Annotated in this window: 21 protein-coding genes and 1 pseudogene; 11 read left to right on the forward strand and 11 right to left on the reverse strand. The window is 64.6% G+C overall.

The annotated features are described in order from the left end of the window. Window positions 1-81 precede the first annotated feature (81 nt). From Rai3103_RS06695 to istA (Rai3103_RS06720), 6 genes are all read left to right on the forward strand, one after another. Window positions 82-1,134: a glycosyltransferase family 4 protein gene (locus tag Rai3103_RS06695; RefSeq protein ID WP_194793309.1), complete on the forward strand. Its 1,053-nt coding sequence runs from the start codon at window positions 82-84 to the stop codon at window positions 1,132-1,134. Beyond that, window positions 1,131-2,423 (forward strand): lipopolysaccharide biosynthesis protein, encoded by a 1,293-nt coding sequence (locus tag Rai3103_RS06700; RefSeq protein WP_153571936.1) that lies wholly within the window; start codon window positions 1,131-1,133, stop codon window positions 2,421-2,423. The genes Rai3103_RS06695 and Rai3103_RS06700 overlap by 4 nt, the downstream gene beginning before the upstream one ends. Before the next feature lie 223 nt (window positions 2,424-2,646). After that, window positions 2,647-3,954, forward strand: a complete 1,308-nt coding sequence (locus Rai3103_RS06705) for a polysaccharide pyruvyl transferase family protein (RefSeq protein ID WP_153571937.1) — start codon at window positions 2,647-2,649, stop codon at window positions 3,952-3,954. A gap of 83 nt (window positions 3,955-4,037) precedes the next feature. Further along, window positions 4,038-4,565, forward strand: coding sequence for a glycosyltransferase family 2 protein (locus Rai3103_RS19010; RefSeq protein ID WP_422396038.1), 528 nt, complete (start codon window positions 4,038-4,040; stop codon window positions 4,563-4,565). A 393-nt stretch (window positions 4,566-4,958) separates the two neighbouring features. Further along, window positions 4,959-6,263 (forward strand): hypothetical protein, encoded by a 1,305-nt coding sequence (locus tag Rai3103_RS06715; protein WP_153571939.1) that lies wholly within the window; start codon window positions 4,959-4,961, stop codon window positions 6,261-6,263. 188 nt (window positions 6,264-6,451) lie between these two features. After that, entirely contained in the window at window positions 6,452-7,159 is a 708-nt protein-coding gene (istA, locus tag Rai3103_RS06720; protein WP_228489235.1) for an IS21 family transposase, read from the forward strand. Here istA (Rai3103_RS06720) and Rai3103_RS06725 read toward each other — a convergent pair. The 6 genes and pseudogenes from Rai3103_RS06725 to rfbB form a co-directional block, all read right to left on the reverse strand. After that, window positions 7,134-8,422 (reverse strand): IS3 family transposase gene (locus tag Rai3103_RS06725; RefSeq protein WP_153571940.1). Its coding sequence is split into 2 segments (ribosomal slippage): window positions 7,134-8,149 and window positions 8,149-8,422, totalling 1,290 coding nucleotides; the frame shifts between segments, so codons are not numbered across the junction. The genes istA (Rai3103_RS06720) and Rai3103_RS06725 overlap by 26 nt on opposite strands. 52 nt (window positions 8,423-8,474) lie before the next feature. Further along, window positions 8,475-9,484, reverse strand: a pseudogene (gene istA, locus Rai3103_RS06730) (IS21 family transposase); the annotation flags it as partial. Window positions 9,485-9,975: 491 nt separating this feature from the next. Then, entirely contained in the window at window positions 9,976-11,121 is a 1,146-nt protein-coding gene (locus tag Rai3103_RS06735) for an acyltransferase family protein (protein ID WP_153571941.1), read from the reverse strand. Next, entirely contained in the window at window positions 11,096-12,013 is a 918-nt protein-coding gene (rfbA, locus tag Rai3103_RS06740) for a glucose-1-phosphate thymidylyltransferase RfbA (protein ID WP_153571942.1), read from the reverse strand. Before rfbA ends, Rai3103_RS06735 begins: the two co-directional genes overlap by 26 nt. A gap of 3 nt (window positions 12,014-12,016) precedes the next feature. After that, window positions 12,017-13,453, reverse strand: coding sequence for a sugar nucleotide-binding protein (locus tag Rai3103_RS06745; protein WP_153571943.1), 1,437 nt, complete (start codon window positions 13,451-13,453; stop codon window positions 12,017-12,019). 31 nt (window positions 13,454-13,484) lie between these two features. Further along, a complete protein-coding gene (gene rfbB, locus Rai3103_RS06750; protein WP_153571944.1) occupies window positions 13,485-14,483 on the reverse strand; it encodes a dTDP-glucose 4,6-dehydratase in 999 nt (332 codons plus the stop codon). 175 nt (window positions 14,484-14,658) lie between these two features. On the opposite strand from rfbB, the gene Rai3103_RS06755 reads away from it, so the two are divergent. From Rai3103_RS06755 to Rai3103_RS06770, 4 genes are read left to right on the forward strand one after another with little or no spacing between them, the layout of a single operon-like run. Beyond that, a complete protein-coding gene (locus tag Rai3103_RS06755) occupies window positions 14,659-15,387 on the forward strand; it encodes a response regulator (protein ID WP_153571945.1) in 729 nt (242 codons plus the stop codon). After that, window positions 15,387-15,779 carry a hypothetical protein gene (locus tag Rai3103_RS06760; protein WP_153571946.1) on the forward strand — a complete coding sequence of 131 codons (393 nt, stop codon included), beginning with the start codon at window positions 15,387-15,389 and terminating at the stop codon, window positions 15,777-15,779. Before Rai3103_RS06755 ends, Rai3103_RS06760 begins: the two co-directional genes overlap by 1 nt. Then, complete coding sequence (locus tag Rai3103_RS06765) at window positions 15,773-16,564, forward strand: sensor histidine kinase (protein WP_153571947.1); 792 nt, start codon at window positions 15,773-15,775, stop codon at window positions 16,562-16,564. The genes Rai3103_RS06760 and Rai3103_RS06765 overlap by 7 nt, the downstream gene beginning before the upstream one ends. Further along, a complete protein-coding gene (locus Rai3103_RS06770; protein WP_153571948.1) occupies window positions 16,561-17,538 on the forward strand; it encodes a hypothetical protein in 978 nt (325 codons plus the stop codon). Before Rai3103_RS06765 ends, Rai3103_RS06770 begins: the two co-directional genes overlap by 4 nt. A gap of 533 nt (window positions 17,539-18,071) precedes the next feature. Here Rai3103_RS06770 and Rai3103_RS06775 read toward each other — a convergent pair. After that, window positions 18,072-19,238, reverse strand: a complete 1,167-nt coding sequence (locus tag Rai3103_RS06775; protein ID WP_153571949.1) for a nucleotide sugar dehydrogenase — start codon at window positions 19,236-19,238, stop codon at window positions 18,072-18,074. A gap of 207 nt (window positions 19,239-19,445) precedes the next feature. Further along, the gene (locus Rai3103_RS06780) at window positions 19,446-20,189 is read right to left on the reverse strand and encodes an SGNH/GDSL hydrolase family protein (protein ID WP_153571950.1); all 744 of its coding nucleotides are present in this window, start codon (window positions 20,187-20,189) and stop codon (window positions 19,446-19,448) included. A 173-nt stretch (window positions 20,190-20,362) separates the two neighbouring features. On the opposite strand from Rai3103_RS06780, the gene Rai3103_RS06785 reads away from it, so the two are divergent. Next, on the forward strand, window positions 20,363-20,854 hold the full coding sequence (locus Rai3103_RS06785; RefSeq protein WP_228489309.1) for a GNAT family N-acetyltransferase: 492 nt from the start codon (window positions 20,363-20,365) through the stop codon (window positions 20,852-20,854). Window positions 20,855-20,878: 24 nt separating this feature from the next. On the opposite strand, the gene Rai3103_RS06790 is transcribed toward Rai3103_RS06785, so the two are convergent. The 3 genes from Rai3103_RS06790 to Rai3103_RS06800 all read right to left on the reverse strand — a co-directional run bounded on the left by Rai3103_RS06790 (window position 20,879) and on the right by Rai3103_RS06800 (window position 23,785). Continuing rightward, window positions 20,879-21,580 (reverse strand): trypsin-like serine peptidase, encoded by a 702-nt coding sequence (locus tag Rai3103_RS06790; RefSeq protein ID WP_153571952.1) that lies wholly within the window; start codon window positions 21,578-21,580, stop codon window positions 20,879-20,881. Window positions 21,581-21,651: 71 nt separating this feature from the next. Then, the gene (locus tag Rai3103_RS06795) at window positions 21,652-23,349 is read right to left on the reverse strand and encodes a GMC oxidoreductase (protein ID WP_153571953.1); all 1,698 of its coding nucleotides are present in this window, start codon (window positions 23,347-23,349) and stop codon (window positions 21,652-21,654) included. 46 nt (window positions 23,350-23,395) lie between these two features. After that, window positions 23,396-23,785: a C-glycoside deglycosidase beta subunit domain-containing protein gene (locus tag Rai3103_RS06800; RefSeq protein WP_153571954.1), complete on the reverse strand. Its 390-nt coding sequence runs from the start codon at window positions 23,783-23,785 to the stop codon at window positions 23,396-23,398. Between the last annotated feature and the right edge of the window lie 3 nt (window positions 23,786-23,788).

Raw genomic sequence — 23,788 nt, forward strand, 5'->3', positions numbered from 1 at the left:
ACCATTGAAAGAGGAGATGGCGTAATGACCGTACACTTCGTTCTCCCAGGCTATGCGCCTCGGCCGGTTGGCGGTTACCGCGTGGTGTATGAATATGCGTACTGGATTGCGAAGAACCAAAAGGATGGTGTTATCGTCCATCATGTCCCGGTGGCAGATGCTGTATACACCAGACCGGTCACCATTGATCACATCAGAGGCTTGGCTTCACGCGAGCTGCGTGCATTTGTAGACAGGCCAAAAAAGTATGGCGTCCCTTGGTTTCCGGCGACGAAGGAACTAGAATGTCGCTATGGAATCGACCATCTGTCGGCCCGGTTGTGTGACGGCGATATTGTGATCGCCACTGCCGCTCAAACCGCTTTACACGTTGGAAGAATCCTGAAGCGAAAGCCTGAAGTTCTAGGCGTGAACTTCATCCAGCACTTGGAGACGTGGTCGACTAGGGCGTCCTTAGTTGAGGCCGCTTGGAGGCTTCCTATGCTAAGGATTGTAATCGCTCCTTGGTTAGAAGAGCATGGGAAATCGCTGGGAGTAGAGAGTCTGCTTGTGCCCAACGCGATCGATCCCTCAACGTTCGAGGCGGGCGAGCCGGTATGCCGCCGAGCTGAGTCCGTCGTCGCTATGTTGTCAGACGCACCATTCAAGAGGGCTGATGTGTTGATTGCGGCCCTGGTGGAAGTTTCGCGGCGGCGGCCAGGCGTTGTCCTAACCTGCTTTGGTGTGGGCCCGCGACCAGAGGAATTGCCCTCCTACATCGGATACATTAGGAATCCGTCGCGGTCTGAGGTTGCTGCGTTGATGAAGAGTGCTCGTGTATATGTCTGCGCAAGCGATGCGGAGGGCTGGCACCTACCGCCTGCCGAGGCACTCCTTTCTGGGACTGCGGTAGCTTCCACTGATATCGGCGGCGTCCGTGCATACGCTGATGGAGCCGCGCTGTTCTCCCCACCGGGAGATAGTCTCGCGCTCGCCGAGAATACTTTGCAGTTGCTAACGCAGACCGATATTGCGCAGTCTCTGGTGGCGGTCGGACATGAGCGCTTGAGGACGTATAGTCCTGATGATGCCGCAGCGGCCTTTTGGAACGCCGTTCAGCGGGTTCGTGAGCCGCTGAACGAAAAGGGGAAATGATGGGCCGCCGTGCCGGTGTTGCCCGAAATATCACCACCACGTATGTCGCCCGGTTAGCGAGCATCTTAACGCTATTCGTTCTGTTTCCAGCTGTTGCAAGGGTAGTTCCCGCATCTGAATATGGTGTATACCTGTTGACAGCCGGAATGGCCAGTCTCTTTTCAGTCGACCTAGGAATGGCGGGTTCGGCGACACGCTACGTGAGCGAGGCGCACGTCCTTGGAGACGACTCAAGAATGCGATCCGTACTGGCTGGAAGCGCCGTGTTCTTTGTTGGGGTCGGAATCTTCAGTTCTGGTGCGCTGGTTGTCACAATTGTCTTCGGGTGGAAGGACTTTCATTTCACCCCTGAACAGGCCTCAATCGGTCTGGTGGCGGGCGCGGCCGCGGTCGCGCAGGTCGCGCTCGGATCAATCGCTGCGAACGAACGCGCGATACTGACTGGATTGGGGCGTATTGATCTAGCGAATTGGATTCTTATTGCGCAGGCTTTCACGAGATTCGGGGCCACGCTAGTAGTCTTGGGCGTTTCTCGCGAGATTATCTGGGTTGCGGTAGTTGACGCTTCCGCAGCAGTCATTGGGACGTTTCTCTTTGTCATAATTCGCAGAATGGTTCTGCGGACGAGGTTTGAGTTTGGCAGGGACTTCAACTGGGCGGTCCTTAGACATATGTGGGGACTTAGCCGCGACATGCTCGTCATGTCATTGGCGGCTACCGTTATTCTTTACGCCGGTGGAGTCGTCGTCGGGCTCACATCCTCGGCAGTATCGGTGGCCTTGTTTGCAGCTGGGCAGCGCATTTATCAGGCCGCCAAGGAGATTCCCAACAGCTTGACTGCTCCGCTACTTCCCATCGCCACTGCGAATCATTTAGACGGGGCTGGGCGGAACAAATGGCTGTATCTCGATGGGACGCGTTTCTCGCTTGCGCTGGTCTTGGCCTCTTTGCCGCCTGTTTGCGTCTACATGGCGACCCTAGTGGAGTGGTGGCTGGGGCCCAACTACTCAGTAGCGGCCGATGTGGCAATGCTCCTGACCGCCTCAGTGATTCTAAACTGTCTCCATCTCGTGGCAGTGCCGGTCATGGGGGGTCAAGAATCTCTCGGATGGTACTCCGTCCTTCATGGAATGTGGGCTGTTAGCGCCTTGGGACTTGGGTTTCTGTTCTCTTCTGAATTCGGGGCAGTGGGGATGGCATTGGCGGTGGCTCTTCCGCTCGTGATTCTTGAACCTCTGTATGTGGGGCGTGCGCTTCGGAAAACCGGGGGACTTGGCTCGAGTTCTTGACCAGGTCGATCGCTCGGCCCGTGGCCGTGACGATTCCGGCGACAGCGTTGCTCTGGGTGTGGTGGAGTCTGACGCGTCATTCAGGTCTGGCGGGGGCGCTAATCGGTTGTCTATTATGGGTGACTTCGTATTTGGTGGTTGCTTGGTCTTGGATCTTGGATCGCGATCAGCGGGCAGCAGTACGCTTGCGTGCATCGCTGGTGTTCGTTAGAGGGGAGAGACTGTGAAAGCATTTTTGTGCGGTTCATATAAGTGGGCGAATAAGGGCGATGCGGCGCTCGTAGTGAGTCTTATTGCTTGGCTGCGGCGCTTGGATGTGAACGCAACTGGGATGACGAGTTTTGACCCTGTCGGGGATCAAACCCACTACGACATTCCTGTTCACGCGATGCCGGTGCGTCCGCCGGGTCGATACCGCTTGTTCGCAGAAGGCCTGCTGTCGCGGTCACAACTAGCGCGCCGAATGTTGGCTCGTTGTAGAATGTTGGTGGCTTGGGGTTGGTTCGTCTATTTTCCCTACTGGGGGCGCCTGTATGTTCGGCACCCTTGGGTTGCACGCGTGTTTTCCACGAGGTCAACTTGGGTGTTGGCTAAGGAGATGCGAGGTTCTGATGTCGTCATAGGTGTTCCTGGGGGCTATATTCAGGCTCCTCGCCTGATTGATGACTGGTGGCTATTGCATCTCCCAGGCTTCCTGTTGGCAAAGGGGATGGGGAAGCCCGTCATACTTAGTCCGTGTTCCGTTGGTCCATTTGATTCCGCCCATCTCGCGTTGGCAAAGCGTTTCCTTATGTCGCTCGATCTAATTGCCGTTCGGGAGGATTATACTGTTCTGCTTCTCGAGGGATTGGGGATCTCTGAAGACCGTTTATCGAGGTCACCGGATATGGCATTCCTTTTTGATCGCCAGGACATCGGTGCATTTGGACAGCTAGCGTTGGCGAGTCTCGAGAAATATGCGGTGGAGCATTCTGGGTTGGTTGGTGTATCGGTTCGTGAGCACTCGTTTCCCGGCTCGGTGAATCCACAGGCTCGAATGGACGCATATCTAGCCGAGTGTGCTTTCGCGCTGCGTAGATTGCACGATGCAGGTGCTGGTATCGTTCTGATTCACCAAACGGAGGAAGACGCGCGAGTCACCTCGGAATTGGGTCGCCTACTCCAGCAGGAGCACGTGCCTTGCATTGTTCTTGACCCGAGGCTTGAGCCCTGGGATCTGCGGCAGGTGTATCGGAAGCTTGACATGCTTATCGGCACACGCATGCACGCCAACATTCTGGCAATGGGTGCCGGCACACCTGTCGTGGGGATTGGTTATGAGCACAAGACAATGGGAATCTTGGCGCGGTTAGGTCTAGACGAGTGGGGGCTATGGATTGATCAAGTTGTTGACGGGGATCTATGGCCACTCGTCCAAAGGTGCTGGAACGCAAGGGCCGCGAATTGCTCTTTGTTGCCAAGCGTTTTAAAGTCCGTGGATGACGAATTCGATCGAGTCGGCCGCGAGATCGCTCGTGTGGTAAAGGGATGATCTTGTGGGTGGTTTACGTACTCCGAATCGCTCCATATCCCCGAACTTGTCCATTCTAGGGCCGATGGAGTGGCGGTATGGCAATGACGTCGTCTGAAACCCTCGCTGAGGCTCTACCTCCTTTCGCTGTTGTGATAGTCCACTATCGAGATCGGCCCGCGGTTCAAGCTCTGATTGCAGCATCTGTAAGATGGACAGTGTCTCCACGTGAAATAGTTGTCGTTGATAATTCCGGCGACTTTGAGGCAACTGAATCTGATCGTGTATTTGTGGCGTCTATGGGGGGCAATCTCGGGTATGGACCAGCGGTGAATGAGGGTGTACGGATCGCCGTAGAGCGTGGGTTTGAGTTTGTCTTAGTTTTGACCCAGGATTGTTCGCTTGAAGACCATGCGTCAGCGTATCTCCTCAAGGAGTTGGTCGCTTCCGACGAAACTGCTATCGCCGCCCCTTGCTTATGTATCGGAGCGATGTCGAACGCGTATTTTCTGCTGGGGGCATACTCGGTAGTGACGGCAATACGGCGCACAAAGCCAGTGGGGTCCCCCTTCGGGACTATTCCGCTCAGGGGAACCGATCCGTGGACTGGGCGGACGGGGCGTGCCTCATGATGCGCGTGAGAGATTTTCTCTCGGTTGGTGGCTTTGATCCGGCGTACTTTCTTTACGTTGAAGAGGTGGATCTGCAGTTGCGATTGCGTATGCAGGGGCTGCGTATTCGTCTCGTGGAGTCGGCTCGGGCATGTCAGGAACCGGGAAACTACACACTATATCTGAAGCATCGGAACCTAACATATTTGACTGGGAAGTTTTCTTCGGTATTGTCGGCATGGCCATGGCTGCGCCACTGGCTCATTGACTCAGCTCGAATGGTTAGGCGTGGCAGGTTGGGTCAACCGTTGTGGGGAATTCGTGGAATTTTGGATGGCAGAGCCGGCCGAATGGGTCCGCCACCGGTAGGGTTATTGTGCATGCGCCGAGTTGGAAACGTGTGATGTCAGGCGAATGGTGAAGACGGTTGAAATACGTATGAGGCAGTGTGAGACGTCCAAACTAGGCGACGCCCGCTTTAATGGTGGCGTTCAGGTGATCGGACCGAGTAGTTTTCTTTCGTCGGCGTTTATTGTGTTGTCATTCTTTCCCTATCTAGCATTGCCGGTCGGAACGGGATCTAACGTCCCGGTGTCTGCGTTCCTAGGAATCGCGGTGTGGTCTTTAGCCCCAAGGGTTCGCGCATTGGATTTGATGGTGGTAGGTTTAGTCGGTGCACCAATATTGGCCAACGCACTCTCGGCCATGCTGCTAGGGGCTCGAATACCTGTGTCGGGTCTTGTTACCTGGCTCACCGTTGTTGGAGGGTTTGCCGGTGGCGCGACAGCGATCTCCGTGAGTGCGGATCGCTGTGTCAAGAGTATCGCATACTCAGTGATCGGGACCTTCGGTTTCGAACTCGTGCAGTTGAGGGGGATAAGGGCTGGGAGCGTGCCGTTTATTGAGTGGTACACTTTGCCGGGATATGGCAGGCTTTCGGATAATGCATCGTCTATTGTTGAGTTTGTTCGACGCCCCTTCGCTCAGTTTCCTGAGCCTTCCTTCATGGCGGGTACACTCTTACTTGCACTCGCGGTATTGTTGACGGTGTCTAGGTCCGTACGACCTAAGTTGTTGAGGTTAGAGCTCCTCGCCCTTGGGGTCGGATCAGTTGGCGTGATTCTGAGTCAGTCAGGCGTCGCGGTGGTTGGGCTGGGGTTGCTGGCAATAGTGTTCCTTGCAACGTCTGGAAGGGGGTTTAGGGCTAGGGTCGGGGGGATTATCTTTGTGGTGCTCGGAGTCGCCGGGGGTCTTTCGGTGTTGGAGCAGCGATCCCAAGCGCTGAACTTTTCTTGGACTGATAGATTGAGTTCAATCAGGGTTAGTCTTCAATATTGGTTCAGCGATCCGGGTTTGTTTATCTTCGGTCTTGGGCGTGGTGGGATGTCTCGTGCGTTCATGGACGGGAGTGTTCGAGTCTCCGCTCTTGACTTTACCGTGGCTCCGAAAGATGTTTGGAGCGTTGCCGTCCGGGATATTGTTGAATTGGGGCTGATTGTCGGAGGCATATTCGTTGCCTTCATGCTCTCTCGAATCGCAGCCGGCGGGCGGCGCCTTGGGTATATTCCGGTGCTTGTTTTGTGTGCCATTTGGCTGTTGGTAGCTTGCTTGGCTACCAGCTATGAAAGTGCTGTTTGGATATGGATCATGCCTGGTGCCTGTCAGGGGATTCGCGTGTTGAGCGGAACACGACCGGGTGGGAGTTCTCCGCGTCTTTGATCCGCATCGCGATCGCCAATTGGGTCAACCCGGTGCCCGGCTGAGTGTGACAACCTGAAGTGGCCCCACCTGGGGGGCGTTGTGCTGGCCTGAATTGGCCCCACTCCCGACCTGACCTGTCCTAGCTTTCGTGGCGTCCGACCAAAGACGTGCACGAGAGGCGAAGGGACGTGGAGGAGAGATCGAGAGTGGAGCAGTTCGAAGCTATCCGACGAGACGCGCGTGATGAAGGGCTGTCCATCCGGGCCCTGGCAGCCAAGCATCAGGTGCATCGCCGCACGGTGCGGGCGGCGTTGGCGGACGCGGTCCCGCCGCCGCGGAAGACCCCTGCCCGGACCGCGCCGGTGCTGGGCCCCTACGAGGCGTTGATCCGCGGGTGGCTGATCGAGGACCTGAAAGCGCCGAAGAAGCAGCGCCATACCGCCCGGCGGGTCTGGCAGCGGCTGGTCGAGGAGGAAGGAGCCGAGGTGGCCGAGTCCAGCGTCCGCAACCTCGTCGCCCGGTTACGCGCCGAGATCACCTCCCCACTGTCACAGGTGACGGTGCCGCAGACTCACCCGCCAGCCGAGGAGGCCGAGGTCGATTTCGGCGAGTTCGTCGGCGAGATCGACGGGCAGGCGATGAAGTTGTTCATGTTCTGCCTGCGGCTGTCGCATTCGGGCAAGGCGGTCCATATCGTCTATGCCAACCAGGCCCAGGAATCGTTCCTCGACGGTCACGTGCACGCATTCGAGGCGTTGGGTGGGGTGCCGGTCGGGATGATCCGCTACGACAATCTGAAGCCCGCGGTGATCCGGGTCCTGTTGGGCCGGGAACGGTTCGAGCACCCCCGCTTCGTCGCGTTGAACCGCCCCAGGTTTTCTGCCGCCCTCATGCGGGTTGCGGCGCTCTGTTGAGGGTCGCGTAGTGGGCGTTCTCGAACTCGTTCGGGGTGGCCATTCCGAGGCTACCGTGGAGCCTGCGGTTGTTGTACCAGTCGACCCAGCCGGCGGTGGCGTACTCGACGTCGGCCAGCGTTCGGTAGGGGCCCTCGTGGAAGATCGTGGTGCGGATGCATTCGGCCTTGTAGAGGCCGTTGATCGTTTCCATGAGGGCGTTGTCGAAGGCGTCGCCGACCGTCCCGATCGAGGGGGCGATGCCGTCCAGGGCGAGCTTGTCGGTGTAGGTCACCGCGGTGTATTGCGACCCTGCGTCCGAATGCGCCCTCAGCTGGCGGGGCCTGACGGGGTGGCCCTGGCGGGCGCGTTCCCACAGCGCCATCCGTAGCGGGATCATCACCAGGTCGACGTGCTTGGTGGTCTGGGCATGCCAAGCGACGATCCGCTGGGAGAACACGTCCACGATGAACGCGACGTAGACCCAACCCGTCCACGTGCGGCAGTAGGTGAAGTCCATCACCCAGGTGTGGTCCGGGCGCGGGGCGGTGAAGTCGCGGTTCAGCAGGTCACCGGCACGCACGCCGTCGGGGCTCGGGATCGTGGTCCGCACGGTCTTGGTCCGGCGGGCCCCTTCCAGGCCGAGCAGTCGCATCGCCCGGTCCACCGCACCCGCCGAGGCATCGGGCACCGTCGTGCGGCGCAGCAGCGCGGTCATCTTCCGCCGCCCGTAGAGCCCTTCGGGGGTCATCGTGCGCCGCTGGGTGCCGTCGGGCATCGTGACGCTGGTCCAGACCACGTCGCGGATCGCGTCGAGGACCAGGGCGTCGCTGAGCGTCCGCGCCGCGACACGGCCCGTTCTCCACGCCCGGTAGGTGCGCGCGGCGACCTGGACGCCCTGTTCCCGCAGGACGCGGATGATCGACTCGACCGCGTGCCCTTCGGCGCGGAGCTGATCAATGAATCCCATGATCAGCGGTTGCGGGGGTCGAGTTCCCCCACGAAGAAAGACGTTGCCGCCTTGAGTATGGCGACGTCCTCGCGCAACCGCTTGTTCTCGGCCTTCAGACGTCGGATCTCCGCGGTTTCCTCGCTGGTGACGCCCTCGCGGTCACCGGCATCGATGTCGGCCTGGGCGACCCATCGGCGCAACGACTCGTGTCCCACTCCCTCCTGTCGGGCGACCGCGGCGACCGCGGCGGTCGTGGACGGGTACTCCGACCGGTGCTCACGCACCAAACGCACCGCGCGCTCACGCAACGCGGGATCGATCTTCTTCGGCATGGTGCTCATCCTCCTGGACTCAAACAGGAGCGGCATCAAACCTGGGGCGGTTCACCCGGCGCCCGTAGACCCACTGGCTGATCTCGTAGGCCACCGCCGGCAGGGGCGTCAGCCCCGGCGCCTCCAAGGTGGTGAACACGCTCGCCCGGGAGCCGGGCCGCTTCTGGAACGGCTCGCGGTTGTAGGCGTCGATCCGCTCGACGATCGCGGCTCGCAACGCGGGCAGCGAGGAGAACTGCCGCTCCCGCAGCGACGCGATGACCCAGGTCGCGACGTGGCCCACGGTGTTCTCCACGCTCGCCTTGTCCTTGGGCTTCTTCACCCGGCCGGGCAACACCGCGGCCGAGTAGTGCGCGGCCATCTCGCGGTAGGCGTCGTCAGCACGATCTCGCCCTCGCGGGGATGCTTGAGCACCCCGGTCTTCAGGTTGTCCGGCACGATGCGGGGCACCGAGCCGCCGAAGAACTCGAACATCGCCACATGGGCCCGCAGCCAGGTGTCCTGGCGCATGTCCAGGGCAGGCTCGACGAACCCATACCGGCTGAACGGCAGACACCCCACGAACAAGTACACCGTCCGCGCCGCACCCGTCACCGGGTCCGTGAGGTGCATCGTCGGACCGGACCAGTCGACCTCGACGCTCTGGGCGGCCTTGTGACCGACCCGCGACGACGCGCCGGTGACCAACACATGATGCTGGTAGCTCCGGCAGAACCGGTCATAGCCCATCGCGGGCTCGCTGCGGGTCGCGCAGCCGTCGGCGTACTCCTGGTGCAGCAGTTTCAGCGTCACCCCGACCCGGGCCATCTGACGGTGGACCTCGTCCCAGTCCGGCTGGGCGAACACGCTCTCGTGCTCACCCCGCCCCGGGAACAACAGCCCGTAGACCTCGTCCTCCGCACGGTCGGCGATGTCGTCCCAGCCGACACCGGCAGCATCCGCGGCCTCCAACACTGCCGTCACACTCTTGCGCGACATCGCCTGCGACGCCGCGATCGCCCGCCCGGACAAGCCCTCGGCGCGCAACCGCAGGACGAGTTTCGCCCTGATCTTCCGTACCATGACTGCTCAACTCCTTCCGCCGTGTGCCCGATACACACGGCGGGGGAGCCTAAGCAGGGTGGCCCCCACACACGCCATCACCGGCCCCCAAACCCGCGATCAGGCGGTCAGCCCACCGGCCCCCGAAGACACGACCATCGGACCCCAGCGAAGCGAATATTCAACGTCACGAGTCGCGCAACCATCGCCGTTGCCAACGGGAACGACCTGAGGCGGGAACCACACAAGAGACCGCACTGCACGATCTCACGGCACAGGTACCGGCCGGTCGGCGGATCCGGGTGGCCATACCAAGTGTGATTGTGGGCAAATGAGTGTTGATTGAAGATCGCGACCGCGGGTTCTCGTACCCGACTTGGCTCATTTGGTGGCTCTTCACAGAAGAGAGTGGAGTCTGGCCAGGACCCTCCTTGATGCCCTCGTCCAGCTCACCCCGCAGGGCGCCTACACCCTCAACTGTGAAGAGCCGTTAATCTGCAGGCTCCTGAGGGTCAGCATTCACTGGGCATCGACACGGATCGTAGCTCAACCGTCGCTTCGCGCTGTCGTGTGTTGAGGAAGTGCCGCTCGACTAGCCAGAACATCCCTGAGGCGACGGCTAGCGCAACGGGGATGCCGAGGAACGTAAGCACTATGTAATGCGTAATGACGGGCAATCCCAGAGGAAGGGTTAGCAGGTTGAGGAGGGCCAGTAGTGGGCTGTGGAATAGGTATAGGCTGTAAGAAATGAGTCCGAGGAAGACCAGTGGCCGAGATTGGAGGAACTTGGCAGCATAAGTCGGCCGTCCCGATATTTCCCGACGCCCTATCCAGATGAGGCCAGTCGCCACGGAGAGCCCAGCCAATGTCTCGGCCATGCCGTCTCGAGCGATGCCTAGGGTGCTCGCGGCCGAAGCAGCGACTGGCGTCAGTGCGAGCAGTGCGAGTGCGGCAAGGCCGTAACGGCGTGTCGAGGTACCTGTGAGGGTTAGCTGCGCCGCCCACATTCCGGCCGCGAATAGTCCGAGGAACCAGGGGTGCGCGCTGGCACCGACGCCGTAGATCGCGGGAGTTAGTGTCACAAGTAGGAGGGTGCCGACTAGCCACCCAGGGGGTACCCGTCGCCACAGGGGCAGTAGGACCAGCGCCATTGCGAAGTAGATCTGCCACTCAATCGCGACGCTCCACATCGGGCCGTTGATCTTCAATATCCAGGCGGGAGAGGAGTCGTGTACGAGGAAGATGTGCGCGACGATGCTGTCCCAAGTGATCGGCAGCTTCGAATCCCATGCAGTGCCCCTTGTCGACTGCATGACGGGAACAACCCTGATCAGTGCAAGCGAGAAAGCGAGTGCAGCGTAGTACGGCGGCAGAATGCGCCGACCGCGTCGCTTGAGGAAGCCCCATATCCCACCGCGCAGCCTGAGGTCATCAGTGCGAGCGATAGGTAGCATCAGGACGTAGCCGGAAAGGACTATGAAGACCGCGACACCTGTGTAGCCGTACCCAATGACGTGATACCAGATCGACATCGCTTGGGCAGCTTCGCCTTGGTAGCCGGTGAATAGGAATGCGTGATAGGCCACGACGATCAAGGCGGCGATGCCGCGGAGGCCGTCAAGGTAGGGGAACTTAAGGCTTGCGCTGGGCCGAGTCATTTCCCCCCCGTGTGGCGTGCCAGCTGCGTCCGCGCTGCAGTTGTTCGAGCAGGTAGTCGCCGTAGCCGGACTTTCGCAGCCCCATTGCCCGAGTCTGCAGTTCGTCGTCGCTGAGGAAACCCATCCGCCACGCCGCTTCCTCCGGGCAGCCGACCTGGAGACCCTGGCGCTTCTGCAGGGTATGGACGTAATTCGAGGCGTCCAACAGGGAATCGAACGTCCCGGTGTCCAACCAGGCGGTCCCGCGAGGGAGTACCTCGACCTGCAGCCGGCCCTGATCGAGGTAGCAGCGGTTCACGTCGGTGATCTCGTACTCGCCGCGGGCTGACGGGGCCAGGGACCGTGCGATGTCGACGACGTTGTTGTCATAGAAGTACAGGCCAGGCACCGCATAGTTCGACTTGGGGACGGCCGGCTTCTCCTCGATGGACAACGCCCGGCAGGCCTCATCGAACTCCACCACGCCGTACGCGGTGGGATCCGCCACCCAGTAGGCGAACACCGCGGCGCCGTCCAGTTCCTCGAACCGCTGCAGGCGGGTGCCCAGGCCAGGGCCGTAGAAGATGTTGTCCCCCAGCACCAGTGCCACGCGGTCGCCACCGATGAAGTCGGCGCCGATGGTGAAGGCCTGGGCCAGGCCCTTCGGCTCGGGCTGCTGAGCGTAGGTGAGGGAGACCCCGTACTGGGAACCGTCGCCGAGCAGTCGCTGGAAGGCTGCCGCCTCGTGCGGAGTGGTGATCACCAGGATGTCCCGGATGCCGGCGAAGATCAGCGTCGACAGAGGGTAGTAGATCATCGGTTTGTCGTAGACGGGCACCAGCTGTTTGCTGACGCCGAGAGTGATGGGGTGGAGCCGCGTCCCTGAGCCCCCCGCCAGGATGATCCCGCGCATTCGTCATTGCCCTTCACTGGAGGTTGGACGTTGATCCAACGTACGTTCAGAGGTCAGGAGGGCCCGCAGGCGGGCCAGGTGCTGTGAGGCATCGCGGGGTGTGAAGCCGGTCGCGATGATCTTGTCCAGGGCGAGGGTGCTGTGCCGGGGACGGGCTGAGGTCTGTTTTCCGGCCGAGTAGACGGCGGTACTGACCGGGGTGATATCGGTGCGAGGGCGCCCGCAGAGTTCGTAGACATCAGCGGCGATGTCGGCCCAGGACTGGACGGGCCCGTCGCCGGTCAGGTTGTACACCCCGTAGGCGGGGCGGGTGGCGAGGAGGTGGGCGATGCCGGCGGCGAGGTCGTCGGTGAACGTGAGTCGTCCGTACTGGTCGTCGACGACGCTCGGCGTGATGCCCTTGTCGGCGAGAGCAGCCATGGTGCGGACGAAGTTGGGGCCGTCGCCGATCACCCAGCTGGTTCGCACGATGTAGTGCCGTGGCACCGTGGCGACCAGAGCATCGCCGGCGGCCTTGGTCTGCCCGTAGACCCCCAGCGGGCTCACCGGTTCGTTCTCGTCGTGAATCTTGGCGGTGCCGTCGAAGACGTAGTCGGATGACACGTGGACCACGGTGAGGCGGTGTTCGGTCGCGACCCGGGCCAGGTGCCCGACAGCCGTCACGTTCGCGGCCCACGCGTCCCGGCGGCCCTCCGGGGTCTCGGCGGCGTCGACCTTCGTGTACGCGGCGGCGTTGATCACCGTGTCGTAGTCCTGCCACCGGACTGCCTGGTAGGCGGCGGGGTCGGTCACGTCGAAGCGGTCCCTGCCCCAGGCCTCGGCGTCGGGCAGGACCTGAGTGAGGGCACGGCCGAGCTGGCCGTTCGCTCCCAGGATCACCGTCCGGCGCCGCGGCATCGGGACGACGTCGGCCAGCAGTGGATGTTGCCGGTCGGCGTCGGAGATGACCGCCTGCGTCAGCGGGATCGGCCAGTCGATTCCCAGCGCGGGGTCGGCAAGGTTCACATAGGTGTACGAGGCCCGCGCCTGCGGGCTCCAATGGTCATTGACGAGGTAGGAGTAGGCCGTGTCGGGCTCGAGCGTCTGGTAGGAGTTCGCCACTCCGCGAGGGACGAACACCGCAATGTCCGGCCCGACCTCGACGCTCACCACGGTCCCGAAGCTCTCGCCGGCCCGCAGGTCGACCCAGACGCCGAACACCCGCCCGGTCGCCACCGAGATCAGCTTGTCCCACGGCTCCGCGTGGATCCCGCGCGTCACGCCGACCTGCGGGTTGAACGACATGTTGTTCTGCACCGGCCCGAAGTCCGGGAGTCCCAGCGCCGTGAACTTCTCCCGCTGCCAGTTCTCCTTGAACCAGCCGCGCGCATCCGGATGGACCTGCAGGTCGATCACCAACAGGCCCGGAATGGCCGTCTCTCGAACAGCCAACGTCCCCATCACAGTCCCCTCATCGTCGCGTCCGGGCCGCTCACTGGCCCTGCGCCGCGTAGGCGGCCTCGACTGCCGCCTTCTGGGGCCGCCACCACGATTCGTTGTCCCGGTACCAGTCGATCGTCGCCGCCAGCCCCGCCTCGAAGTCCGAGTACACCGGCCGCCAGCCGAGCTCGTCGCGCAGCTTGGACGCGTCGATCGCGTACCGCAGGTCATGACCCGACCGGTCCGCGACATGGTCGTACGCATCCTCCGGCCGGCCCAGCAGCCGCAGGATCGTCTCGATGACGGTCTTGTTGTCCTTCTCCCCGTCCGCGCCGATCAGATAGGTCTCCCCGATCCGGCCGTGCGCGATGATCTCCAGTACCGCCCGGTTGTGGTCCTCGACGTGGATCCAGTCGCGGACGTTCAACCCCGCCCCATACAGCTTCGGGCGGCCCCCGTCGAGGACGTTGGTGATCTGACGCGGGATGAACTTCTCGATGTGCTGATAGGGACCGTAGTTGTTGGAACAGTTCGACAGGGTCGCGGCGACACCGAAGGACCTCACCCAGGCCCGGACCAGATGATCCGACCCGGCCTTCGACGCCGAATACGGGCTGGACGGCCGGTAAGGCGTCTCTGGGGTGAACTTCGCGGGATCGTCGAGGGCGAGGTCCCCGTACACCTCGTCGGTCGACACATGGTGGAAGCGCACGTCGTGGTGCCGGCACGCCTCCAACAACGTGAACGTGCCCACCAGGTTCGTCCGGATGAACGGTGACGGATCCCGCAACGAGTTGTCGTTGTGCGACTCAGCCGCGAAATGCACCACCACGTCAGTGGCCGCGACCAGATCGTTGACCACGTCCGGGTCGGCGATATCACCCTGCACGAACGACAGCCGATCGGACGGGAGCCCCGCCAACGACTCCCTGTTGCCCGCATACGTCAACGCGTCCAGCACCGTCACGCGGTGGTCTGTCGTCGCCAATACCTGATGCACGAAGTTCGAACCGATGAACCCCGCGCCCCCCGTCACCAGATAATTCATCACGGCCCGACCGTAGCGTCTGATGAGCTCGTCACTCGAGAAATGGAATGGCCTCCCCGGGCTGCGGCGCGCGTTGACGTCGCGGACGCCGCTCTCAGCGGCCGGCCTTGTTGACTTAGAATCCGCCGTATGACGGCGCGCTCGCCGCGAGGGTCGCTGCCTGGTCAGAGGAGGGAACATGGCGGCTGAGCCCTACGAAGCACGGTACCGGGGTCGGCGGCTGGGCGCCGGTGGCCCGGCCCTGCCGATCAGGCTCGGGGTGATCGACGACCATGAGGCCATTCGCGTCGGTGTCACCGGGGCGGCCATGATCGACGCAGCAGCTACCGACGTCCCGGTGCGGGTCACCAGGGCCACTCCCACAGTGGATGCTCTCGTCGGGGCAGGACGGGATGTGTGCCAGGTCGTTGCCCTCGACCTGTCCCTGGGCGACGGCTCGAGCCCTGGCATCAATGTCCATCGGCTGCGGGAGCACGGGTGCAAGGTCATCATCTACTCCCTGGCCGATGACGCGGAGGCGCTCAAAGAGGCCCTGGCCGCCGGGGCCGCTGGCTATGTGCGCAAGGCGGAGCCGATGTCGAAGCTGCTCGACATGGTCCGAGACGTCCATGCCGGGCGTGAGGTGGTCTGTCGGGAATTCGCCGCGGTGCTGGATGATGATCGGGAATTCTCGGGGAGCACCTTGACGGAGAAGGAGCGAACGGCCGTCGGGCTGTACGCCTCGGGGCTCAGTATCGACGCGACGGCAGCGCGGATGGGGTGCAGCGCCGCCACCGCCAAGACGTACGTGGACCGGGCGAAGGCCAAGTATCAGGCCCAGAACCGCCCGGCGACCCAGAAGGTCCATCTGTTCATCAACGCCATCAAGGACGGCATCCTGCCGCCGATCATCCCCGGATCGCGCTAGTGGACCCGACCGTACGCAACGGCAGCCACAGCGCGGCCGCTGAGGCGGTCTTTGCCCGATTGATAGCGGTTTTCGCGGTCGCACTGCTGGCCCAGGGAGCCGGCGACATCCTCGACCAAGTGCCAGGCCTGGCCCCCTGGTGGAACGTGCTGTTCGGCGGCGGGGCAGCGCTCACGCTCGTCTGGGCGATCGCGGCCAGCATCCGGGGGCGCGCTGACCCGAGGGCGTTGGGCGGGTTCGCCGGTGCCGTCGCGCTGGGCCTGCTGACCTGGCCGCTGGCCCACCCCGCCGCCGAGGGCGGCCCCCGTGGCTCTGGCACGTGCTCGCGCTGGGGACGACCTGCCTGGCCGCCGCAGCGGGCCTCAGGGCTGCGACCCTCTACGCCGTGGTGACCTCGGTCCTGTTCATCGTGGTCCGTCACTCGCCGTCCGGCGGCGCAGCGGCCGTCGTCGTCGCCGTCGAGGACGGTGTCTATGTTGCGGTCATCGGCGTTGCCATCGCGGCCGCGATCCAAGCCGTCCGCGTTGGCGCACAGCGCACTGACGCCGCGGAAGCCCAAGCCATCGCCGCCTACCGGGAATCAGCGGGCGCCCGGGCCCATCTCATCGAACGGCACCGTCTCGGGGCAATCCTGCACGACTCGGTCATGACAGCCCTCGTCTCTGCTGCTCGGGCCTCCACGCCCGAACAGCGCCGGGGCGCCGCGGAAGCGGCACGCGAAGGGATGAGGCAGCTCGAGGAGTACGCCGCCACAGGGTTGGCGCGAGACGACGTCCCCCTCGCCGAGCTACCCGCACGTCTCCGGGCGGTCGCCAAAAATCCTGCCCTGCTCCCGGTCGACATCGTCTCGACGCTGCCCGCGGATGGCGAGTTGTCGCTGCCGGCCCCTGCCGCCGACGCCCTGGTCGAGGCTGTCTACGCAGCGCTCGACAACGCCAGCCGCCATTCGGGCGCCTCGCGCGTGCAGATCGCCGCCGCCGTGGCGGACGGTATCCTGCGGGTCCAGGTGGCGGATGACGGCCGCGGGTTCGACCCCTCGGCGGTCCCGCAGAGCCGACTGGGGATCAGGCTGTCGATCGTCCAGCGGGCGACGGACGCCGGTGGACGTGCGGCCGTCGAATCGGCCCCAGGACTCGGAACCAGGGTCCTGCTCGAGTGGGCGGTTCACTCACCATGACCCGCTCCATACCAACAGCCTTCCTCATCGTCCTGGCGGCGGTCTTCGCGGGCCTGCAGGTTGTCCTTGGCCTGGGATCTCTCCAGGACAGCCTGGCACCGGAGGCGAGTGTGATCGCCATGGTCGTCTATGCCGTGCTGATGGCATTGATGCTCCGCCCTGGCGCGGCGCGGCTTCCCGCGGCGACGTCGTGGTCTGCCGTGGCTGGGACAGGGCTGATCACGGTCCTGGTGCAGTACGGCCTGCCCACGAACACCTGGCCGGGGTACGCAGCCTGGCACCCCTCAGCCCTCCAATGCCTGCTGGTCGTGCTCGCCCTGCGCGGCCGACCACGACTCGCCGCCCTCGGCTGCACGCTCTTCGCTGCCATGACCATCGCGTGGTCCCTGACGACGCAGCCTGGAGTCGGGGAGGGCGTACGCATCGCCCTCGCCCCTGTCCTGTTCGTCGCCACAGCCATCGCCCTTGCCCGGTTCCTCGACACCAACGACCGCCAAGCGGAGGCGAAGACGAGGCAGGCGCTTGCCCTCCTCGACGAGGCTGCGCGGGCACGTGCCCACACGGTGGAGGCTGCGGACTGGGTGGCGGGGATCAGAGACCTGGCCATGCCCTCCCTCGCGCTTGCGGCCGACCCCGATGGCCCGCTCCCCGAGCATCTGCGCCACCGCATGCTCGAGACCGAGGCAGCCATCAGGGACCGCGTCCGTGGCGGCTCTCTGGCCACCGACGAGGTCCTCCTCCGGATCTCCGTGGCACGGTCCCGCGGAATCACCGTTCACCTGCTCGACGACCGAGGCGCGGTGATGGCCTCGCACGAGCTGGGCGCCCTCGTCGACGCGCTGGACCAGCTCCTGCCCAGCCTGGACGGTCAGGGCACCCTCACCGTCAGAGCACGGCCCGAGGGCACGATTCCTGCCATCACCATTGTTTTCGCCCCGTCCGGGGCTGGGGAGTCTGTCTACATCGAGCTCTGAGCGGTCGTCTGGCACGGATGGCTGGACGACACCGCTTCCCCCATGCCCGATGAGAGGCTCCCCCCAGGCGCCTCTCATCGGGCATGGCGGAGGTGCATCGCATGCCCCCCGCGTGCGCCGCACCGTTCCGCGAAGATCCGCGAGCCGAGTGTCGCCTCGACTACCGGATCACCGGGTTGTCCCTGACAGTCTGGACCCATGCTGGGCGGCGCCGCCAGCATCAGGCCTCCGGACGGCCCTCGGCGTCCCCCGATCGGGGGACAACCGTCCCCTGATCGGGGAACGGGAACGGTTGGGAAGGGCGGACGCGTAGGCGACGACAGGGAAGTGGTCCGTCACCTCGACCGCTCCGACAGCCCTCGATTGCGACGCTCGTGGAACCAGTGAACCAAACCTGGGGGCTCCACTCGGGTTCAGTGCGCGCTGTTCAGAAAGTTCACGTGGGGGCGCTCGTGGCCAGTGTCAGCACACATTCTGCCGGAGCCGCAGAGCTTCCGGCGCGGAAGCTATGCGGAGTAGGTGGCAGGGGCTTGTTAATCGCTCCCGAACAGGTCCCGGGTGTAGACCTTCTCGGCCACATCGGCCAGATCCTCGGAGTGCCGGTTCGACACGATGACGTCCGACCGGCGCTTGAACTCCTCGAGGTCCCGGACGACCTCGCTGTGGAAGAACTCGTCCTCCTCGTACAGCGGCTCGTAGAGGATCACGGTGACGCCCTTGGCCTTGATCCGCTTCATGATCCCTTGGATGGAGGACTGGCGGAAGTTGTCCGAGCCGGCCTTCATCGCCAGGCGGTAGATGCCGACGGTCTGCGGGTTGCGGGCCAGGACGTCCTGGGCGATGAAGTCCTTGCGGGTCGAGTTCGACTCGACGATGGCCTGGATCAGTGTTTGCGGCACCTGGTCGTAGTTGGCCAGCAGCTGTCGGGTGTCCTTGGGCAGGCAGTAGCCGCCATAGCCGAAGGACGGGTTGTTGTAGTGGGTGCCGATCCGCGGGTCGAGGCCGACACCGTCGATGATCTGGCGGGTGGAAAGGCCTCGTTGGACGGCGAAGCTGTCCAGTTCGTTGAAGTAGGCCACCCGCATCGCCAGGTAGGTGTTGGCGAAGAGCTTGATCGCCTCGGCCTCCGTCGCCCCGACCAGGAGCACGGGGGTGTTCTCGTCCAGGGAGCCGGCACAGAGGAGTTCCGCGAAGCGTTCGGCCTCCGGCGACGGGTCGGCGACGATGATGCGCGACGGGTGCAGGTTGTCGTAGAGCGCCTTGCCCTCGCGCAGGAACTCCGGGGAGAAGAGGATCGTCTGGTCGGGGAACTCCGTACGCATCCGCTCGGTGAAACCCACCGGGATCGTCGACTTGATCACGATGATCGTCTGCGGGGAGATCTCGGCGATCTGGGCGATCACCGACTCGACGATCGAGGTGTCGAAGAAGTTGGTCTGCTCGTCGTAGTTCGTCGGTGCGGCGATCACGGCGAACTCGGCACCCGCGTACGCCGCAACGGGATCGGTGGTCGCGCACAGGTCTAGCGCACGGTGGGCGAGGTAGTCCTCGAGCTCCGGGTCGACGATGGGGCTACGGCGGGCGTTGACGTCGTCGACGCGCTCCTGGTTGATGTCGATCGCGCAGACCGTGTGGTGTTGCGCCAGCAGGACGGCATTCGCCATCCCGACATATCCCAGCCCGCAGACCGCAATCTTCATACCCGACACTCCCGGCTTTCCTGGGCCCGAGGAGGGCTCGGGCCACTGCCCACTGTACGGGCCAGGATCGAGCGATCCGAAAACTACGTCGGGTCATGGGACCACGATGAACCGCCCGTGTCAGCAGGGTGAATCGCTCGTGACGCGCGGGGATCCATGGGTCGCCAACGTTGGTTGAGGAGCGCGTCAGCGAGAGGTGGGGACGGCTCAGCCGATCTTGGATACCACGACGTCGGCGATGGTCCGCTGGCCATCCCCGTTGGGGTTCACCCCGTCGGCGGCCACCAGATCCCGGTGACCCGTCAGGGGCTGGCCGATGTCGACGTACGTCACGTCGGCCTGCTGGGCGGCCTTCTGCACCGCCTTGGCCTCGGTCGTGAGCGCGGCTGGCACTGCGCCGGCGTCCCAGAGGGGCGACAGCACGATGATCCGGGCGTTGGGAGCCCTGGAGTGCAGGTCGTTGAACAGCGCGGATGCCGCGGAGGAGACGTCGCGACCGGCGTCGATCCGCCCACCGGAGACGACGACCACGTCGGGGGAGGCGGCGATGGCGTCGTCCACCACGTCCCCGTACGCCGGGCAGGTGTCCTTGCCGCAGGCCGCCTTGGCCTTGGTGCCGCTCGCCGAGGTGAGGTAGCCGGTTCCGGCGTTGGCGAGGTTGACCTCCTGCCAGCCCTGCTTGTCGGAGACGATCGTGGTCCACCGGGTGCCGTTCCCTCCCGCACCGGCGGTGGAGGCGTCACCGATGAAGACCGCGACCTTCCGCTTCGGCGTCGGAGTGGGGGTGGGGGAAGGCGACTCCGATGCTGTCGGAGTCGAGTCCGACGTCGACGGCGCGGCGGGTGTCGCGTCAGGTGGGCGGTCCAGCTTGAGGTAGGCGAAGACGACCAGCGCGATCACCCCTGCGGCGAGCAGGGCGATCCCGATGTTCTCCCACCACTGTCTCCTCACACCTGAAGCCTACGGTCGGGCGGTCCTTTGAGAGCTGGATCACGGCGGGTCGGAGCGACGCGGCCCTGCGCCGCCCGACAAATGGTCGAGGAGCGGTCTGTTTCCTTGGTAACGTCTGTGGACATGGAGGCCGTCCCCACTCCCCCGCCGCCTTCGCCACGTCCCGCCTCGATCTGCGCCCGCTGGCGTACGCAGATCTCGACCACCTGGCCGAGCTCTACGCCGTACCGTCCGTGGTGCGCTATCTGAACAGCCAAGGGCCCTCGTTGGAGTGGACGCGCCGGGAGCTCGCCGGCTTCGAACGTCACTGGGCCACGTACGGCTTCGGGCAGAGCGCGCTGATCGAGCGCGCCACCGGACAGTTCATCGGCCGGGTCGGTCTGCAGGTGCGCGATCCCTGGGACGACATCGAGTTGCTCTACGTGATCGCGAGAGACCGGCAGCGCCGGGGCTATGCCAGCGAAGCCGCGGCGGCGTGGATCGCCTGGGCCCGCGAGCAGGGCCTCGCGTCGCGCCTTGTCGTCGTCATCCACCCTCGCCACGAAGCGGCGCTGCGGACGGCCCGAGCCCTCGGCTTCCAGCCGGATCTCAGCTACCCGACCGCCTGGGCGGGCGACCGGATCGCGCACCGGCTCGCTCCCGTCGCCGAGACCGCCGGCTGCTGAGGTCTGGCTCGTACGGCTGACCGTTCAGTCCACCACCCGGTGGATCCAGGCGACGGTCTCGTCGGTGAAGGCCGTGGACTCGGTGTCCCAATCGCTCGTGCCACCCTCGTTCGGGCCGCCGACCACACCGTGCAGCACCCCGTCGGGCGTGTACCACGGGGACCCGCTCGTCCCATTGGGGAGTTCGCAGGCATCCACCACTAACCCCGCGGGCCCGACCGTCACGGGCAGGTCGTCGCAGCCGGTCAACTCCCCGGTCTCGGTGGGATAACCCCAGATCGACACCATCTCGCCGGTCGCGGGGGCGGTGCCGACAGTGAAACCGCCCCCGACCGCAGCTTCGATGTTGCCGTCGACCCGCAGCAGGGACAGATCGAGGGTGTCGCCGTCCGCGCCGAGATGCCAGCGGGTGCTGACGTTGTCGAGCACCGTCCACGTCCGTCCCGCCGCGACCACCGATGACGGCGTCGCGCAGTGCGTCGCGGTCAGCAGCCAGGAACCACTGGGCGTGTCCAGCACCGCAGCGGTGCACGACCCCTGGAGGATCCAGGCGTGCATGTCGTCGACCGTACGGCTGGTGCGGGTGGTGGCTGAGACCGGGGTCGAGACCGGGGTGGCCGGAGATGCGAGCAGGGCGTGGATGCTCGGCGGGACCACGTACAGGCAGGCCAGGGCGACGGCGGCCGCGACCATGGTGAGCCTGCGCCCGCCCGGTCTCTCGCTCATCGTCCTGGCCCCCTCCCGCCCTCGCGGGCCCAGGATCGAGGCTACCCGGCGCCGGGCCCGCAACCGTACGCTCAGATCGTGGCGATCTCGGTGGGCCGCGTCAGGGTGCCGTCGCCGTCGTGCTCCGCGACGAACGCCGCCGTACGGGCCGCCAGCGCCATGATCGTCAGCGCCGGGCCTACCGTGCTGCCGCTGACGAAGGACGAGGCGTCCGGGACGAAGACGTTCGGCACGTCCCAGAGTTGGTTCACCCCGTTGACCACGGACGTAGCCGGGTCGTTGCCCATCCGGGCGCCGCCGGTCTCGTGGATGGCCGCCCCCAGCACGATCGACATCTTGATGCCCTGCTTGAAGATCGCCCGCTGCAGCGGGGTGAAGTCGGGCCAGACCTTCGCGGAGTCGAGCCCGGCGGCGGATCCGATGAAGTTCACCCGAAGGCCCGCCTCGTCGGCCATCTCGCGCAGCGCGTGCATGCTGCGGCGCAGCAGGATCCGGTCGTTGTCGCCCATCGACAGGTCGATCCGCGGCACCGGCAGGCCCCACTTGTCCTTGCGTCGGGCCAGGCTCACGGTGTTGTCGAAGCGGGCCAGCATCTCCCCCGACCCGCCGAGCCCGAACGCCGCCGGGTGGCCGTCCGGCACCGGGAAGCGGCCGCCGAGGCCCTGGAACGAGATGCCGCGGCGGTAGGCGGGGTCGTGCTGCCCGTCGAGGTTCTCGTAGCGGGGGATGAGGATGCCGCCCGGCGTCCCGTAGAAGGGGTCGCCCGGGATGTTGTCGGCCGCGTCCCACACACCCGGATGGCGCGGGGAGTCGAAGAAGCCGACGGTGATCGTCTGGTCCATCACGTAGTGGCCCAGGGTCCCCGACGAGTTCCCCAAGCCGCGCGGATGGCGGGCCGACCCGGAGTGGAGCAGCAGCCGGATCGACTCGATCGTCGACGCGCAGACGATCACCGCGTCGGCGTACACCCGGTGTTCCTGCTTGGTGGTGCGGTCGACGAAGACCGCGCCGGTCGCCAGACCGGTGGCGTCATCGGTGGTGATCCGGGTGACCTCGGCCTGCGTACGGATCGTCAGCCGGCCGGTCCGCCGGGCGGCGGCGATGCCCGGCGGCACCCGATCAGGGAACGGCGCCTGGACCCGCCAGGAGATGACCTTCCGCTCCGGCCAGCGCCCCTCGATCCGCTCCTTGAAGTCCCGCTCGACGGTGGTGAGGAAGCCCGGCCCGGCGTACGTACCGTCCGGCGGGTGCACCAGACCGTCGGCGTCGCCGTAGAGGCCGACGGCGCGCTCGACCCGGTCGTACCAGGGCTCGAGGTCGGCGTAGCTGATCGGCCAGTCGTCGCCGTAGCCGTCGAGGCTGGCGGCGTGGAAGTCGACGTCGGACATCCGCTGCAGCACCCGCCCGTAGCTGTGCATCCGGCCGCCGAGGAGCTTGCCGCGGATCCACAGGTAGGGGCGGCCGAACGGCGTGGTGTACGGATCCTCGAAGTCGTTGACGAGGAACCGGTTGGAGGTCTCACTGAAGTACGGGCGGCAGGCCTGCCGGAACTGGCCGGACGCCATCGCCTTGGCCCGCGGCACCAGGTCCATGCCCATCGCGGCCGGCTTCTTGCGCTTCGGCGGGGCGAAGTCCTCCTCCCGCAGTTCGCGCCCGGCCTCGAGGAGCAGGACCTCGAGACCGCGCTCGGTCAGTTCCTGGACGGCCGTGCTGCCGCCCGGCCCCGACCCGATCACGATCGCGTCGTACCGGCGTTCCGTGCTGCCCATGTCAGTTCCTCTCCGTGCTCCTCGTGAATGTCCGGCGGCCGGCGGATCAGACGGTGACCAGCCGGGTGCGCTCGCCGCCGAACGGCACCGGGATGTACGCCACCCGGATCTTCAGCCGCAGGGTGATCTCGTGCTCGCCGGCGGGCAGGCCGCCGGGCAGGAGACGGCGTACGTGCAGCGGGGTGCCGTACTCCCAGCGGTAGGTGGTGACCGTGGTGGCCTCGTCGAGGGTGAACCAGTCGGTGCCGTTGGGCGAGATGACGATCTCGTCGCGGGGCACGTCGACGCCGTCGACGACGAGTTCGACGTCGTGGACCATCGACAGGGGGATGCCGCGGTAATAGGTGATCAGGGTCTCGAGCTGGAAGCCGATGACCTCCTCGCCCTCGGTGATGTTGCGGGCGGAGCCTTCGGTGAAGACGTAGCTGTCGAACATGGG

Source organism: Raineyella fluvialis, assembly GCF_009646095.1.
In the GTDB taxonomy this organism is placed as follows: Bacteria; Actinomycetota; Actinomycetes; order Propionibacteriales; family Propionibacteriaceae; genus Raineyella; species Raineyella fluvialis.